Origin of the sequence: Streptomyces sp. NPDC048637, assembly GCF_040650675.1 — a bacterium.
GTDB lineage: Bacteria > Actinomycetota > Actinomycetes > Streptomycetales > Streptomycetaceae > Streptomyces.
The window spans coordinates 1-13,815 of record NZ_JBEZHQ010000074.1 but is presented as its reverse complement, the minus strand read 5'-3'; the positions used below and the strand labels follow the sequence as shown (position 1 = coordinate 13,815).

The 13,815-nt window shown below is 70.3% G+C and carries 12 protein-coding genes; 7 read left to right on the top strand and 5 right to left on the bottom strand.

Translation table 11 applies throughout. From position 1 onward, the window contains the following. Positions 1-220 precede the first annotated feature (220 nt). On the bottom strand, positions 221-1,573 hold the full coding sequence (locus AB0C46_RS40220; protein ID WP_362834090.1) for an FtsW/RodA/SpoVE family cell cycle protein: 1,353 nt from the start codon (positions 1,571-1,573) through the stop codon (positions 221-223). A gap of 510 nt (positions 1,574-2,083) precedes the next feature. On the opposite strand from AB0C46_RS40220, the gene groES reads away from it, so the two are divergent. Both groES and groL read left to right on the top strand, forming a co-directional pair. Then, a complete protein-coding gene (gene groES / locus AB0C46_RS40215; RefSeq protein ID WP_362834089.1) occupies positions 2,084-2,392 on the top strand; it encodes a co-chaperone GroES in 309 nt (102 codons plus the stop codon). A 135-nt stretch (positions 2,393-2,527) separates the two neighbouring features. Then, a complete protein-coding gene (gene groL, locus AB0C46_RS40210; RefSeq protein ID WP_362834091.1) occupies positions 2,528-4,150 on the top strand; it encodes a chaperonin GroEL in 1,623 nt (540 codons plus the stop codon). A 204-nt stretch (positions 4,151-4,354) separates the two neighbouring features. Here groL and AB0C46_RS40205 read toward each other — a convergent pair whose 3' ends face one another. The 3 genes from AB0C46_RS40205 to AB0C46_RS40195 form a co-directional block, all read right to left on the bottom strand. Next, complete coding sequence (locus tag AB0C46_RS40205; RefSeq protein ID WP_362834088.1) at positions 4,355-5,422, bottom strand: hydroxyacid dehydrogenase; 1,068 nt, start codon at positions 5,420-5,422, stop codon at positions 4,355-4,357. A 332-nt stretch (positions 5,423-5,754) separates the two neighbouring features. Further along, positions 5,755-6,528, bottom strand: coding sequence for an SDR family NAD(P)-dependent oxidoreductase (locus AB0C46_RS40200; RefSeq protein WP_362834087.1), 774 nt, complete (start codon positions 6,526-6,528; stop codon positions 5,755-5,757). A gap of 135 nt (positions 6,529-6,663) precedes the next feature. Continuing rightward, positions 6,664-7,329 (bottom strand): MOSC domain-containing protein, encoded by a 666-nt coding sequence (locus AB0C46_RS40195; protein WP_362834086.1) that lies wholly within the window; start codon positions 7,327-7,329, stop codon positions 6,664-6,666. A gap of 156 nt (positions 7,330-7,485) precedes the next feature. On the opposite strand from AB0C46_RS40195, the gene AB0C46_RS40190 reads away from it, so the two are divergent. Next, entirely contained in the window at positions 7,486-8,397 is a 912-nt protein-coding gene (locus AB0C46_RS40190; protein WP_362834085.1) for a LysR family transcriptional regulator, read from the top strand. Between the two features lie 254 nt (positions 8,398-8,651). Here the strand turns inward: AB0C46_RS40190 and AB0C46_RS40185 are convergent, their stop codons facing one another. Continuing rightward, complete coding sequence (locus AB0C46_RS40185; RefSeq protein WP_362834084.1) at positions 8,652-8,984, bottom strand: WhiB family transcriptional regulator; 333 nt, start codon at positions 8,982-8,984, stop codon at positions 8,652-8,654. 379 nt (positions 8,985-9,363) lie between these two features. On the opposite strand from AB0C46_RS40185, the gene AB0C46_RS40180 reads away from it, so the two are divergent. From AB0C46_RS40180 to AB0C46_RS40165, 4 genes are all read left to right on the top strand, one after another. Then, positions 9,364-9,975, top strand: a complete 612-nt coding sequence (locus AB0C46_RS40180; protein WP_003948568.1) for a response regulator transcription factor — start codon at positions 9,364-9,366, stop codon at positions 9,973-9,975. 283 nt (positions 9,976-10,258) lie between these two features. Further along, the gene (locus AB0C46_RS40175; RefSeq protein ID WP_018090849.1) at positions 10,259-10,834 is read left to right on the top strand and encodes a sigma-70 family RNA polymerase sigma factor; all 576 of its coding nucleotides are present in this window, start codon (positions 10,259-10,261) and stop codon (positions 10,832-10,834) included. A gap of 139 nt (positions 10,835-10,973) precedes the next feature. Beyond that, a complete protein-coding gene (gene guaB, locus AB0C46_RS40170; RefSeq protein WP_362834083.1) occupies positions 10,974-12,476 on the top strand; it encodes an IMP dehydrogenase in 1,503 nt (500 codons plus the stop codon). A gap of 133 nt (positions 12,477-12,609) precedes the next feature. Beyond that, entirely contained in the window at positions 12,610-13,725 is a 1,116-nt protein-coding gene (locus AB0C46_RS40165; protein WP_362834082.1) for a GuaB3 family IMP dehydrogenase-related protein, read from the top strand. The last annotated feature ends 90 nt before the right edge of the window (positions 13,726-13,815 follow it).

Here is a 13,815-nt window from a genome sequence, read left to right as displayed (position 1 = left end):
CCCTCATCACCGTGACTGCACTGACCCTCAGTACTTCTTCCGCCGCGACGCTGCGTGCGGATGCCCTCGTCGTCGGCGTGGCCAAGGGCGCCAAGCCCCGCGCAGCGGACCCCGCCCGCCGCAGGCGCAACGGCGAGAAACAACCACGGCGGGACAGGCGAAAACGTGGGGCCGAGGCAAAGCGCAGCGGACCGGCGGGACAGGCGAAAACGTGGGAAAATTACGCCGGCTCACGCCGGCGCTGCGCACGGTCGCTGATCCGCAAGAGCAAGGCCACCATCACCCAGTTCGCGACGAGGGACGAGCCCCCCTTGGCCAGGAACGGCAGGGCCTTGCCCGTGAGGGGGATCAGGCCGGTGACGCCGCCGGCGACGATGAAGACCTGGAGCAGGAGCGCGCCGGAGAGGCCGACCGCGAGCAGCTTGCCGAAGGGGTCGCGGGCGCTCAGCCCCACTCGCAGGCCGCGCTGTGCCAGCAGGACGTACAGCATGATCATGGCCATCACCCCGGCCAGTCCGAGCTCCTCGCCGACGGTGGTGAGGATGAAGTCGCTGTTGCCGGCGAAGCCGACCAGCTCGGGACGGCCCTGGCCGAGTCCGGTGCCGGTGATGCCGCCGCTGCCGAAGCTGAAAAGCGCCTCGCCGAGCTGGTTGGACATGTGCTCCGCCTGGCCCTCCTTGGTGAACGCCCGCATCGGGTCGAGCCAGGCGGTGACCCGGCCGTGGACATGCGGTTCGAGGGAGCCGACCACGGCCGCGCCGACGGTGGCCATCAGCAGACCGCACACCACCCAGCTGATGCGGTCGGTGGCCATGTAGAGCATGATCACGAAGACGCCGAAGAAGATCAGCGAGGTGCCCAGGTCCCGTTCGAAGATCAGCACCAGCAGGCTGATCGCCCAGATGGTGAAGATCGGCGCGAGCTGCCGTCCCGGGGGCAGCTGGATGCCCAGGGCGCGGCGGCCGGCCAGGGCCAGTGCATCGCGGTTGACGGTGAGATAGCCCGCGAAGAACACCGAGATCATGATCTTCACGAACTCACCGGGCTGCAGCGACAGCGGTCCCAGCAGGATCCAGCGCTTGGCGCCGTACATATCGGCGCCGAAGAAGGCCGGCGCCATCAGCAGCACCAGCGCGACCACCATCGTCAGATAGATGTAGCGCTGCAGAATGCGGTGATCGCGCAGTATCAGGAGGATGGCGATGCAGACCGCCACACCGATCGCCGTCCACACCAGCTGGCCGTTGGCTGCCTGGGCCGTCTTCAGCCGGGGCGACTGTGCGTAGGTGATGTCCAGGCGGTGCAGCAGCACCAGGCCGATCCCGGTCAGCAGGGTCGCCACCGGCAGGATCAGCGGATCGGCGCGGGGTGCGAAGCGGCGCAGGACCAGGTGCGGGACCAGCGCCATGAGGAACATGCTGACGGCGAAGCCGGCCAGTCCGATGGTCAGCCGGCCGTGCATCGACAGGCCGGTGTAGGCGTAGCCGAAGACCGCGATCAGGACGACGAGGGCGAGCAGCCGTGCCTCGGTCCGCCGGCGGTCCGGCGCCCGGGCCAGCGCGGCAAACGTCATGGTGCGTTCGACATCGCGCTCCGGAACCCTGACCCTCCGGGGAACTCTGGTCGGTGCACGCACGGGTTTCCTCCGCCATTGATCGTCAAGGCCACCGGCCGGCCGGGAACGGGCCCGGTTCGTCGGCCCGGCAGTCGGGGAGGTAGACGAGGCAGCCGCTGGCGTGGTTGCGAGGGAAGGAGAAGGTGTGTCCGATTTGGCGGGAAGCTGCCCGGTGGATGCCTCGTCACCCGCCCCGCCCCCCTGTGGAGGCCATGATCGCCGAATGCGGGCGGCCGGCAAACCCCGGCTCCGTACGGCCGGTCAACGCACCGCGGGGGAAGAGCCCCCGCCGCGCTGGCACTCCGCTTGACCGAGTGCTAACCGCGTCATAGTCTCGGCGTTGGCACTCTCCAGTGGTGAGTGCCAGAACACAGCGACGGGCAGGTCCGGCACCCGCGACGACGGATCCACCTGGTCGCCACCTCAGACAGTTAACCCCGTGAGATCTCCGAAGGGGGAGGTCGGATCGTGACGACCACCAGCTCCAAGGTTGCCATCAAGCCGCTTGAGGACCGCATTGTGGTCCAGCCGCTCGACGCCGAGCAGACCACGGCCTCGGGCCTGGTCATTCCGGACACCGCCAAGGAGAAGCCCCAGGAGGGCGTTGTCCTGGCCGTGGGCCCGGGCCGTGTCGAGGACGGCAAGCGCGTCGAGCTCGACGTCACCGTCGGCGACGTCGTTCTCTACAGCAAGTACGGCGGCACCGAGGTGAAGTACAACAACGAGGACTACCTCGTTCTCTCGGCTCGCGACGTTCTCGCGATCGTCGAGAAGTAAGTCACCCAGTTTTGCCGTGATCTGCGCCCCTGGTTCCCGCGTCTAAACAACCCGGGGCAGGGGCGCAGTTCGTTTGAGCGACAGCGGTCCCCACGCCGTGGCCGAGGATCGCAATGAGAGGACTTGAAGCAACCGATGGCGAAGATCCTGAAGTTCGACGAGGACGCCCGTCGCGCCCTTGAGCGCGGCGTCAACAAGCTTGCCGACACGGTCAAGGTGACGATCGGCCCCAAGGGCCGCAACGTCGTCATCGACAAGAAGTTCGGCGCGCCGACGATCACCAACGACGGTGTCACCATCGCCCGTGAGGTCGAGGTCGACGACCCGTACGAGAACCTGGGCGCCCAGCTCGTCAAGGAGGTGGCGACCAAGACCAACGACATCGCGGGTGACGGCACCACCACCGCCACCGTGCTGGCCCAGGCGCTGGTCCGCGAAGGCCTGCGCAACGTCGCCGCCGGCGCCTCCCCCGCCGCCCTGAAGAAGGGCATCGACGCCGCCGTCAAGGCCGTGTCCGAGGAGCTCCTCGCGACCGCCCGCCCGATCGACGACAAGTCCGACATCGCTGCCGTGGCCGGCCTGTCCGCGCAGGACAAGCAGGTCGGCGAGCTCATCGCCGAGGCGATGGACAAGGTCGGCAAGGACGGTGTCATCACCGTCGAGGAGTCCAACACCTTCGGTCTGGAGCTGGACTTCACCGAGGGCATGGCCTTCGACAAGGGCTACCTCTCGCCGTACATGGTCACCGACCAGGAGCGTATGGAGGCCGTCCTCGAGGACCCGTACATCCTGATCCACCAGGGCAAGATCGCCTCGATCCAGGACCTGCTGCCGCTGCTGGAGAAGGTCATCCAGGCCGGTGCCTCCAAGCCGCTGCTGATCATCGCCGAGGACGTCGAGGGCGAGGCCCTGTCGACCCTCGTCGTCAACAAGATCCGTGGCACCTTCAACGCCGTGGCCGTCAAGGCCCCCGGCTTCGGTGACCGCCGCAAGGCGATGCTCGGCGACATGGCCACCCTCACCGGTGCGACCGTCATCGCCGAAGAGGTCGGCCTCAAGCTCGACCAGGCCGGTCTCGACGTGCTCGGCACCGCGCGCCGCGTGACCGTCACCAAGGACGACACCACCATCGTCGACGGTGGCGGCAACTCCGAGGACGTCGTCGGCCGCGTCAACCAGATCAAGGCCGAGATCGAGTCCACCGACTCGGACTGGGACCGCGAGAAGCTCCAGGAGCGCCTCGCCAAGCTCGCCGGTGGCGTCTGCGTCATCCGCGTGGGTGCGGCCACCGAGGTCGAGCTCAAGGAGAAGAAGCACCGTCTGGAGGACGCCATCTCCGCGACCCGCGCCGCGGTCGAGGAGGGCATCGTCTCCGGTGGTGGCTCCGCCCTGGTGCACGCCGCCAAGGTGCTGGAGGGCTCGCTCGGCAAGGAGGGCGACGAGGCCACCGGTGTCGCCGTCGTCCGTCGCGCCGTCGTCGAGCCGCTGCGCTGGATCGCGGAGAACGCGGGCCTGGAGGGCTACGTCATCACCGCGAAGGTCGCCGAGCAGGACAAGGGCAACGGCTTCAACGCCGCCACCGGCGAGTACGGCGACCTGGTCAAGGCCGGCGTCATCGACCCGGTCAAGGTCACCCGCTCCGCCCTGGAGAACGCCGCCTCGATCGCTTCGCTGCTCCTGACGACCGAGACCCTGGTCGTCGAGAAGCCCGCGGAGGAGGAGCCGGAGGCCGGTCACGGTCACGGCCACGCGCACTGACGTGAGCCGCCGCGCTCGCTGACGTGAGCCGTCGGCTCGGCTGACGCGCTTCGTCGGCTCGCTTCACCTGAGACCCGGGTCCCGCTGTGGCGGGGGCCGGGTCTTCGGGTTTTCCGGGGGCGGGGATCCCGGCGCCCGCCAGTTAAGGGCGGGTGACGGGCTACCCGCCGCCGGGGCCCGGCTCCCCGCCCCCGGAAGCCCGGCTCACGCCGAGTGGTGCAGATCCTCCGGCCGTACGGGGGTGCGGAACGGGTGGCCCCGGCCGTAGCGTTCGAGTTCGTCGAGGGCGTGGTCGGCCAGGCGGTGGAGTTCGGTGCCCAGTGACCCCGCCACATGCGGGGTCAGCAGGACGTTCGGGAGGTCGTACAACGGGGAGCCGGGGGGCGGGAGTTCGGGCTCGGTGACGTCGAGGACGGCGTGCAGGCGGCCGGTGACCAGTTCGGGGAGCAGGGCCGTCTCGTCGACCAGTGAGCCGCGGGCGGTGTTGATCAGGGTCGCGCCGTCGGGCATCAGGGCCAGTTCGCGGGCGCCGAGCAGATGGCGGGTGGCGGGCAGCTGCGGGGCGTGCACGGTGACGATGTCGCTGTCGGTGCAGAGGGCGTCGAGGGGGACCGGGGCCGCGCCGAGCCGGGTGGCCTCGGCGGCGTCCACGTACGGGTCGTACAGCAGTACGCGCAGGTCGAACGGGCGCAGCAGCTCGATGACGCGGCGGCCGATGCGGGAGGCGCCGATGACGCCGACGGTGCGGCGGTAGTTGCCTGACCCGGTGAGTTCGTGCAGCCAGTCGTGGGGTGCCCGCAGGCCGCGGTAGCGGTGGGCGGAGTGCAGTACGCGCTTGTTGGCGAAGAGGATCGCGGCGAGGGTGTATTCGGCGACCGGGAGGGCGTTGGCGGCGGCGGCCGAGGAGACGGCGATACCGCGGTCCCAGCAGGCGTCGGTGAGGTGGTGCTTGACCGATCCGGCGGCGTGGACGACGGCCCGCAGCCGGGGAGCCGCCGCCAGGACCCGGTCGGTGAGGGGCGGCGCGCCCCAGCAGGTGAGCAGCACCTCGGCGTCGGCGAGGGCGGCGGCGACCTCGGGGGCGGGGTCGGCCAGGTCGTGGGCGACGAGTCCGGAGTCGGTACGGGCGAGGGCCGCGAGGCGGGTGTGGTGGCGGGCGTCGAGGAGCCGGTCGGCGACGCCCGGTCCCATCGACAGCAGCAAGCGGGGCCGGACCGGCGGCACTTCCGCAGGTCCGGGGGGACTGTCAGAGGTGGGGTGCAGGGGGTGCATAGCGCCGAACGGTCCTCCTTCGCGGTTGCCCGCCGTGGCTCGGGCTCGGGGCTCGGGGCGCGTGGCCCATGGCTTGTGCCCTGTGGCTCGTGGCTCGTGAGCTGTGGCTTGTGGCCCGTGCCCGTGACCTATGGCTTGCGGCTCGTGGCGCGTCGCTTCCCGTCCCTGTGTGGCCGGTGCCGTTCCGTCGGGTGTGTCCAGTGCCGTTCCGTCGGGGACGGGCCTGTGGGTGCACCGCCCCGCACTCCACAGCCCGGCCCCACACACCAATCACGGCCATGACACCACCACGGCGCCGCACCGGCCACCCCCCCCTGCGAAGTGACCCGGCGTCAGCGGGGCCCGTACTTACGTCCCGTACGGGACGTAAGACCGCCCAGCACGCCACGGGGCGCCAGCTTCACGGCGCCCATCAGCGCCTTGTACCGCGGGTCCGGAATGGAGAGGGACTTACCCCGCGTCAGGTCCTTCATCGCGGCGTCGACCAGCTTGTCCGCGTCCAGCCACATCCAGCCGGGGATGTTGTCCGTGCCCATTCCGGCCCGCTGGTGGAACTCGGTCCGTACGAATCCCGGGCACAGCGCCATCAGCCGGACTCCGCTGCCCGCCAGATCCCGGGCGGCGCCCTGCGTGAACTGCACGACCCACGCCTTGCTCGCGCCGTACGTGCCGCGCGGCACGAACGCCGCCACCGACGCCACATTGACCACCGCGCCCCGCCGCCGGTCCCGCATCCCGCGCACCCCGGCCGTGGTCAGCCGCAGCACCGCCTCACAGTGCACCTTGAGCATCGTCAGCTCGTCGGCCATCGAGACCTCTAGGTACTCGCCCTTGTTGCCGAAGCCGGCGTTGTTCACCAGCATGTCCACCGGGTGCTTCGTGTCCGAGAGCCGGGCCTCGACGGCGGCGATGCCCTCCTCGGTGGCCAGATCGGCGCTCAGTACCTCCGCCTCGATGCCGTGCCGGTCGTGCAACTCGGTGGCCTGCTCGTGCAGTCGCTTCTCGTCGCGCGCCACCAGCACCACGCTGTGGCCGTCGCCCGCGAGCCGCCGGGCGAACGCCGCCCCGATGCCCGCCGTCGCTCCCGTGATCAATGCAGTCGTCATACGGGCACGCTATCCGCCCCGGGCACGACGCCCGAGCCCCAACCCCCGGCGGCGCGGCCGCTCCACGGGCCAGCGGCGGCACACCCTTTGCCCACCGCCCCGGGAGGCCCGCCCCTCCCGGCCCGGAAAGGCCGCTCAACCCTCCGCCCGCTCCGCATACTTCAACGCCTTCCGCCGCGCCTCCTCCGGAAGCGCCGCACCCGCCTCCAGCAGCTGCGGCAGCAACTCCCGCCGGGTGGTCAGGGCCCGGAACATCAGCCCGACCGTCACCTCGTGATCCGGGCGGTGCACCACCTCGACGGCGTCCCCGGCGCGGATCTCGCCCGGCTCGATCACCCGTAGATACGCGCCGGGCACCCCGGCCTGGGTGAACCGCCTGATCCAGCCGCGCTCGCCGATCCACCCGTGGAACGTCCGGCAGGGGATCCGCGGTGAGCTCACCTCCAGCAGCAGCCGCGGGCCGACCCGCCAGCGTTCGCCGATACGGGCGCCGGTGACCTCGACACCCGACGTGGTGAGGTTCTCGCCGAACGCCCCGTTGGCCAGCTCCCGGCCCAGCTCCCGCTGCCAGTCGTCCAGATCCTCCCGCGCGTAGGCGTAAACGGCCTGGTCGTCGCCGCCGTGATGGCGCAGGTCGACCACCGCGTCGCCGGCCAGCCCGCTGCCGCCGAGGCCCTGGGGCCCGGGGGCGGCGACCGCCACCGGTCCGTCCACGGGCCGCTTGTCGATGCCCGTACCGCCCTCGGCATCGGTGTGCCGGGACGCGGTGGGCCGCCCCAGATTCACGCTCAGCAGCTTCATACGGTGCTCCGTTGCTCGGTCGGGCGGCGTGCTCCAGGGCCGGCTTCGTCGGCGTCGCCCCAGCTCATGCGTGCCATGGAGCCACGCCGGCCATGCCTCCCAAAAGCAACGACGCGACTTTTCACGATCGCCCCAAGACCCGCTTATGCTCGAAGCATGATCGAGGCCCGTCACCTCCGAGTGCTGCGCGCCGTCGCCAGGACCGGCTCGTTCTCCGCCGCCGCGCGCGAACTGGGCTGCACCCAGCCGGCCGTCAGCCAGCAGATGAAGGCGCTGGAGCAGTCCGCCGGCACCCCGCTGCTGGTCCGCGCGGGCCGCGAGATGCGGCTGACCCAGGCGGGCGAGGCACTCGTACGGCACGCCGTCGGCATCCTGGCCGGTCTCACCGCCGCCGAGGAGGAGATCGCCGCCATCGCGGGCCTGCGCGCGGGACGGGTGCGGCTGGTGTCGTTCCCTTCCGGCAGCTCGACGCTGGTGCCGACCGCCCTGGCGAAGATGCGCGCCGCGCACCCGGGCACCCGGGTCTCGCTGGTCGAGGCCGAGCCGCCGCGCTCGATCGAGATGCTGCGCAACGGTGACTGCGAGATCGCGCTGGCCTTCCGCTATCCCGAGGTGCGCGGTGCGGACCCGGCGGCCGGGGCGGAATGGGACGACCTGGTGGTGCGCCCGATCCTGGCGGACCGGCTGGTCGGGCTGGTGCCGGCCGGCCACCGGCTGGCGAAGGCGGGTGCCGCACGGTTCGCGGAGCTGGCCGACGAACCGTGGATCGCGGGCTGTCCCCGCTGCCGCCGCCATCTCGTGGAGGTCTGTGAGAGCGCGGGCTTCACCCCGCGTATCGACTTCGCGACGGACGACTATCCCGCGGTCATCGGCCTGGTCGGCGCCGGCCTGGGCGTCGCCGCGCTGCCCGAACTCACCCTGGCGTCGGTGCGCCCCAAGGGAGCCACGGCGGTTCGTCTGGAGCCTGCCGTACACCGCGAGATCGTCGCGCTCACGCTGCCGGATCTGGCGCAGGTCCCCGCCGTCGAGGCGACGCTCGACCAGCTGGTGGACGCTGCGGGGCGCTGACGGCCCGAGCGGGCCCATGTCCGGCTTTCAGGCGCCGGGCGACGCGTTGCGCGAGCAAGCTTCGGGCCGTACGGCCCGACGACGGCGATACGCCGTACCGGCCGAGGCAGCGATACCGGCGGCACCGCACCGGCGGGGGACACCGGCCGTACCGAACCCACCGCTCGCGGCGGCAATGGCCCGCCCGAGCCCTGCAGGCGGGCAGCCGTGCCGCATGCAGGAACGTTTCTTCAGGAGCGATCCGCTCCTGGAGGTCAGGCGCCGGAGACGCCCGCGTGACCGGTCATGGAGGAGGCGGGGACCAGCCGGTGCCGGGCACGGCCCATGAGTTCCTCGCGTTCGTCCTCCGTCAGGCCGCCCCACACCCCGTAGGGCTCACGGACGGCCAGTGCATGCGCCGCGCACTCGGCCCGTACTGGGCAGCGCATACAGACCTCCTTCGCCGATGTCTCACGCGCGCTGCGGGCCGCTCCGCGCTCACCTTCGGGATGGAAGAACAGCGAGCTGTCCACGCCGCGGCAGGCGGCCAGCAGCTGCCAGTCCCAGAGGTCTGCGTTCGGGCCCGGGAGGCGGGAGAAATCTGCCATTGCTTGTCCCCTCGAAGCGATGCTGATTCGGGCTCGGTGCTCACGACGGTACATCTACTGTCGAAGTAGATGTAAATATGACTCATTGCGAATCTAGTCATAGTCGCCACGAAAATGGAAGAAAGAGAGCCAAATAGGGCATAGGGTGCACGCGCGGATGCCGGTCGCCCGATGAGTCGTCTGCGTATCCGGCTCCTCACGGAGCGTGCTGAACTCGGTCGCCGAACCCGTAACTCTTTCGAGTGACCGTCGTTGAGAGTGCGGAGGCGGTTGGCAGAGGTAGACCCCGGGCAAATGTCCGAGGCCGTCAATCGCACAGGTGACGATACGTACCAGCCTGGAGGCTCAAGGTGACGCGCATCAGCTGCGGAGGGCGGTCATGACATCCGTCCTCGTCTGCGACGACTCCCCGCTTGCCCGAGAGGCGCTCCGTCGGGCGGTTGCGACCGTGCCCGGCGTCGAGCGTGTGACGACCGCGGCCAACGGCGAGGAAGTCCTCCGCCGCTGGGGTGCCGATCGTTCGGATCTGATTTTGATGGACGTACGGATGCCCGGTCTCGGCGGTGTCGAGACCGTGCGCCGGCTGCTGTCCGCAGACCCGGGCGCCCGGATCATCATGCTCACGGTGGCCGAGGATCTGGACGGTGTCGCGCTCGCGGTCGCCGCCGGTGCCCGCGGCTATCTGCACAAGGACGCCTCGCGCGCAGAGCTGCGGGCGACGGTGACCCAGGCGCTCGCCGATCCGACGTGGCGGCTCGCCCCGCGCCGGCTGCGGTCCGCCGAGATGGGTGCCGCGCCGACGCTGACCGCGCGCGAGATCCAGGTGCTGGAGGGCATGAGCCACGGCCGTTCGAACGCCGAGATCGGCCGTGAGCTGTTCCTCTCGGAGGACACGGTCAAAACCCACGCCCGGCGCCTTTTCAAGAAACTCGGCGCCTCGGACCGGGCGCATGCGGTGGCCCTGGGCTTCCGCTGGGGACTGGTCCGTTAAGGCGTTGTGACGTGCAGCGATGCGGGGGAATGAAGATCCCCGCCCGCCCTGTGGCGGGCGGGGCGGCAGGGCGCCCCGCAGCCGTCGGCGTACGACGGCGGTCCGATTCGCCGCGCGGTGCCGCATCCTTGGAGGTATGGAGTTCCTCGGGGACGGGCCGGTCGGGCACGAGGGGAGGGCGCAGGACATGACAACAGCCGGCGCACCTGCCGCTCATAACGCTTCAGTGCACAAGTGCGGACCTGATGCCGCGGATCGCGCGGCGCCAAGGCACCATGGTCCGATGCGTGATGACGGGAAGCAGGAAATCGGCGATCTCGTCGCACGCGCCGTCGAGGGGGACCAGCGGGCCACTCACGATCTTCTGGCCCATGTGCACCCCCTCGCCCTGCGCTACTGCCGTACCCGGCTGTCGCGGCTGCCGGGTGATGCCCGGCACTTCGTCGAGGATCTGGCGCAGGAAGTGTGTGTCGCGGTGCTCTGTGCGCTGCCGCGCTACCGCGACACCGGCAAACCCTTCGAGGCCTTCGTCTTCGCCATCGCCGGCCACAAGGTCGCCGATCTGCAGCGGGCCGCGATGCGGCATCCGGGCAGCACGGCCGTGCCGTCCGACGAGATGCCCGAGCAGCCGGACGACTCCCTCGGCCCCGAGGAGCGGGCGCTGCTGAGCAGCGACGCCGAGTGGGCCAAGAAGTTGCTGGCGAATCTTCCGGAGAATCAGCGCGAACTCGTTCTGCTGCGGGTCGCCGTCGGGCTGACGGCCGAGGAGACCGGGCAGATGCTGGGGATGTCGCCCGGTGCGGTGCGGGTCGCCCAGCACCGTGCGCTGAGCAGGCTGCGGGCGCTGGCCGAGCAGTAGTGGTTCCCGGTGCTGAATGGCCAGATGTCGCCGTAGAAATACACGAGTGACGAGGCCCTCATCGCTCGTGGAATGGGACACCTCATTAGGCCGTTAGCATGGGAGTCCGCGCTGAGGCAAGAGCATTGGGGAAGGTGTCATGAGTGACAACGTCGACGGTATGCCCGCCAAATTCGCCATGCTCGGGCTGACATACGACGACGTGCTGCTGCTGCCCGGTGCGTCGGAGGTGCTGCCGAACGCGGTGAGCACCGCGTCCCGGGTCTCGCGCAACGTCACGGTGAACATCCCGCTGCTGTCCGCGGCGATGGACAAGGTCACCGAGGCGCGGATGGCCATCGCCATGGCGCGGCAGGGCGGCGCGGGCGTACTCCACCGCAATCTGTCCATCGAGGACCAGGCCAACCAGGTCGACCTGGTCAAGCGCTCCGAATCCGGCATGGTCACCGACCCGATCACGGTCCGTCCGGACGCCTCCCTCGCCGACGCCGACGCGCTGTGTGCCAAGTTCCGCATCAGCGGTGTGCCGGTGACGGACGCCGCGGGCAAGCTGCTGGGCATCGTGACCAACCGCGACATGGCCTTCGAGATGGACCGCAGCCGTCAGGTCCGCGAGGTCATGACCCCGATGCCGCTGGTCACCGGCAAGGTCGGCATCTCCGGCGAGGACGCCATCGAGCTGCTGCGCCGCCACAAGATTGAGAAGCTTCCGCTGGTCGACGACGCGGGCGTGCTCAAGGGCCTGATCACCGTCAAGGACTTCGTCAAGGCGGAGAAGTACCCCAACGCCGCCAAGGACGCCGAGGGCCGGCTGGTCGTCGGTGCCGCGGTGGGCGTCGGCGGCGAGGCGTACGAGCGGGCGCAGGCGCTGGTCGAGGCCGGTGCCGACTTCCTCGTCATCGACAGCGCGCACGGCCACAGCCGCGGCATCCTCGACATGATCGCCAAGGTCAAGTCCAACATCAACGTCGATGTCGTCGGCGGCAATGTCGCCACCCGCGACGGTGCCCAGGCGCTGATCGACGCGGGTGCCGACGGCATCAAGGTCGGCGTCGGCCCCGGCTCCATCTGCACCACCCGCGTCGTCGCCGGTGTCGGCGTCCCGCAGGTCACCGCGATCTACGAGGCGGCGAAGGCCGCGAACGCCGCGGGTGTGCCGCTGATCGGTGACGGTGGTCTGCAGTTCTCCGGTGACATCGCCAAGGCCATCGCGGCCGGTGCGGACACGGTCATGCTGGGCTCGCTGCTGGCCGGCTGCGAGGAGTCGCCCGGCGAGATGGTCTTCATCAACGGCAAGCAGTTCAAGTCGTACCGCGGCATGGGATCGCTGGGCGCGATGCAGTCCCGCGGCCAGGCCCGCTCCTTCTCCAAGGACCGCTACTTCCAGGACAACGTCCTCTCCGAGGACAAGCTGGTGCCCGAGGGCATCGAGGGCCAGGTGCCCTACCGCGGCCCGCTCTCCTCGGTGGCCCACCAGCTCGTCGGCGGTCTGCGCGCCTCCATGGGCTACGTCGGCTCCGCCGACATCCCCGAGCTCAAGGAGAAGGGCAGCTTCGTCCGCATCACCTCCGCGGGCCTCAAGGAGAGCCACCCGCACGACATCCAGATGACGACCGAGGCGCCGAACTACTCTCGTCGCTGAGGAGGGGGCGCGGCGCGCCACTCCACACGGCGCTACCACGGCTCTACCGTGAAGCCCGCGGCCGCTCCCCGGCCGCGGGCTTCGGTGTGTCGGGGATACTGGAACGGCAGACGTAGAGGGAAAGGCCACACACGTGACTGAGATCGAGATCGGGCGCGGCAAGCGCGGCCGCCGGGCATACGCATTCGACGACATCGCCGTCGTACCCAGTCGCCGCACCCGCGACCCGAAGGAGGTCTCGATCGCCTGGCAGATCGACGCCTACCGCTTCGAGCTGCCGTTCCTGGCCGCTCCCATGGACTCGGTGGTCTCGCCGCAGACCGCGATCCGCATCGGTGAGCTGGGCGGCCTGGGCGTCCTCAACCTGGAAGGTCTCTGGACCCGGTACGAGGACCCGGAACCGCTGCTCGCCGAGATCGCCGAGCTGGACGGCGCCACGGCCACCAAGCGGCTGCAGGAGATCTACGCCGCGCCGATCAAGGAAGAGCTGATCGGGCAGCGCATCAAGGAGGTGCGCGACGCGGGCGTCGTCACCGCCGCCGCGCTGTCGCCGCAGCGTACGGCGCAGTTCTCCAAGGCCGTCGTCGACGCGGGCGTGGACATCTTCGTGATCCGCGGTACCACCGTCTCCGCCGAGCATGTCTCCTCCGCGGCCGAGCCGCTGAACCTCAAGCAGTTCATCTACGAGCTGGATGTCCCGGTCATCGTCGGCGGCTGCGCCACGTACACCGCGGCGCTGCACCTGATGCGTACGGGCGCGGCCGGTGTGCTGGTGGGCTTCGGCGGCGGCGCCGCGCACACCACGCGGAACGTCCTCGGCATCCAGGTCCCGATGGCGACCGCGGTCGCCGATGTCGCCGCCGCGCGCCGCGACTACATGGACGAGTCCGGCGGCCGTTACGTCCACGTCATCGCCGACGGTGGTGTGGGCTGGTCCGGCGACCTCCCGAAGGCGATCGCCTGCGGCGCCGACTCCGTGATGATCGGCTCCCCGCTGGCCCGCGCCACGGACGCGCCGGGCCGTGGCCACCACTGGGGCATGGAGGCGGTGCACGAGGACGTGCCGCGCGGCAAGCGGATGGACCTCGGTGCGGTCGGCACGACGGAGGAGGTGCTGCTGGGGCCGTCCACGACCCCCGACGGCTCCATGAACTTCTTCGGTGCGTTGCGCAGGGCGATGGCGACGACGGGGTACTCCGAGCTGAAGGAATTCCAGCGGGTTGAGGTGACCGTCGCCCCTCGGCGCTAGCCGTACGTTGTCGGGTGCCCCGCCGTGACCTGTTTTTCCGCCTGTCGGCGGGTGGGGTGTGTTGGGGTGGGGCCCGGGTTTGTGGTGGGT

Coding starts and splice junctions, on each gene's coding strand:
- AB0C46_RS40220 (WP_362834090.1), bottom strand. CDS start 1,573: ATGACGTTTGCCGCGCTGGCCCGGGCGCCGGACCGCCGGCGGACCGAG.
- groL (WP_362834091.1), top strand. CDS start 2,528: ATGGCGAAGATCCTGAAGTTCGACGAGGACGCCCGTCGCGCCCTTGAG.
- AB0C46_RS40205 (WP_362834088.1), bottom strand. CDS start 5,422: ATGCACCCCCTGCACCCCACCTCTGACAGTCCCCCCGGACCTGCGGAA.
- AB0C46_RS40200 (WP_362834087.1), bottom strand. CDS start 6,528: ATGACGACTGCATTGATCACGGGAGCGACGGCGGGCATCGGGGCGGCG.
- AB0C46_RS40195 (WP_362834086.1), bottom strand. CDS start 7,329: ATGAAGCTGCTGAGCGTGAATCTGGGGCGGCCCACCGCGTCCCGGCAC.
- AB0C46_RS40190 (WP_362834085.1), top strand. CDS start 7,486: ATGATCGAGGCCCGTCACCTCCGAGTGCTGCGCGCCGTCGCCAGGACC.
- AB0C46_RS40185 (WP_362834084.1), bottom strand. CDS start 8,984: ATGGCAGATTTCTCCCGCCTCCCGGGCCCGAACGCAGACCTCTGGGAC.
- AB0C46_RS40180 (WP_003948568.1), top strand. CDS start 9,364: ATGACATCCGTCCTCGTCTGCGACGACTCCCCGCTTGCCCGAGAGGCG.
- AB0C46_RS40175 (WP_018090849.1), top strand. CDS start 10,259: ATGCGTGATGACGGGAAGCAGGAAATCGGCGATCTCGTCGCACGCGCC.
- guaB (WP_362834083.1), top strand. CDS start 10,974: ATGAGTGACAACGTCGACGGTATGCCCGCCAAATTCGCCATGCTCGGG.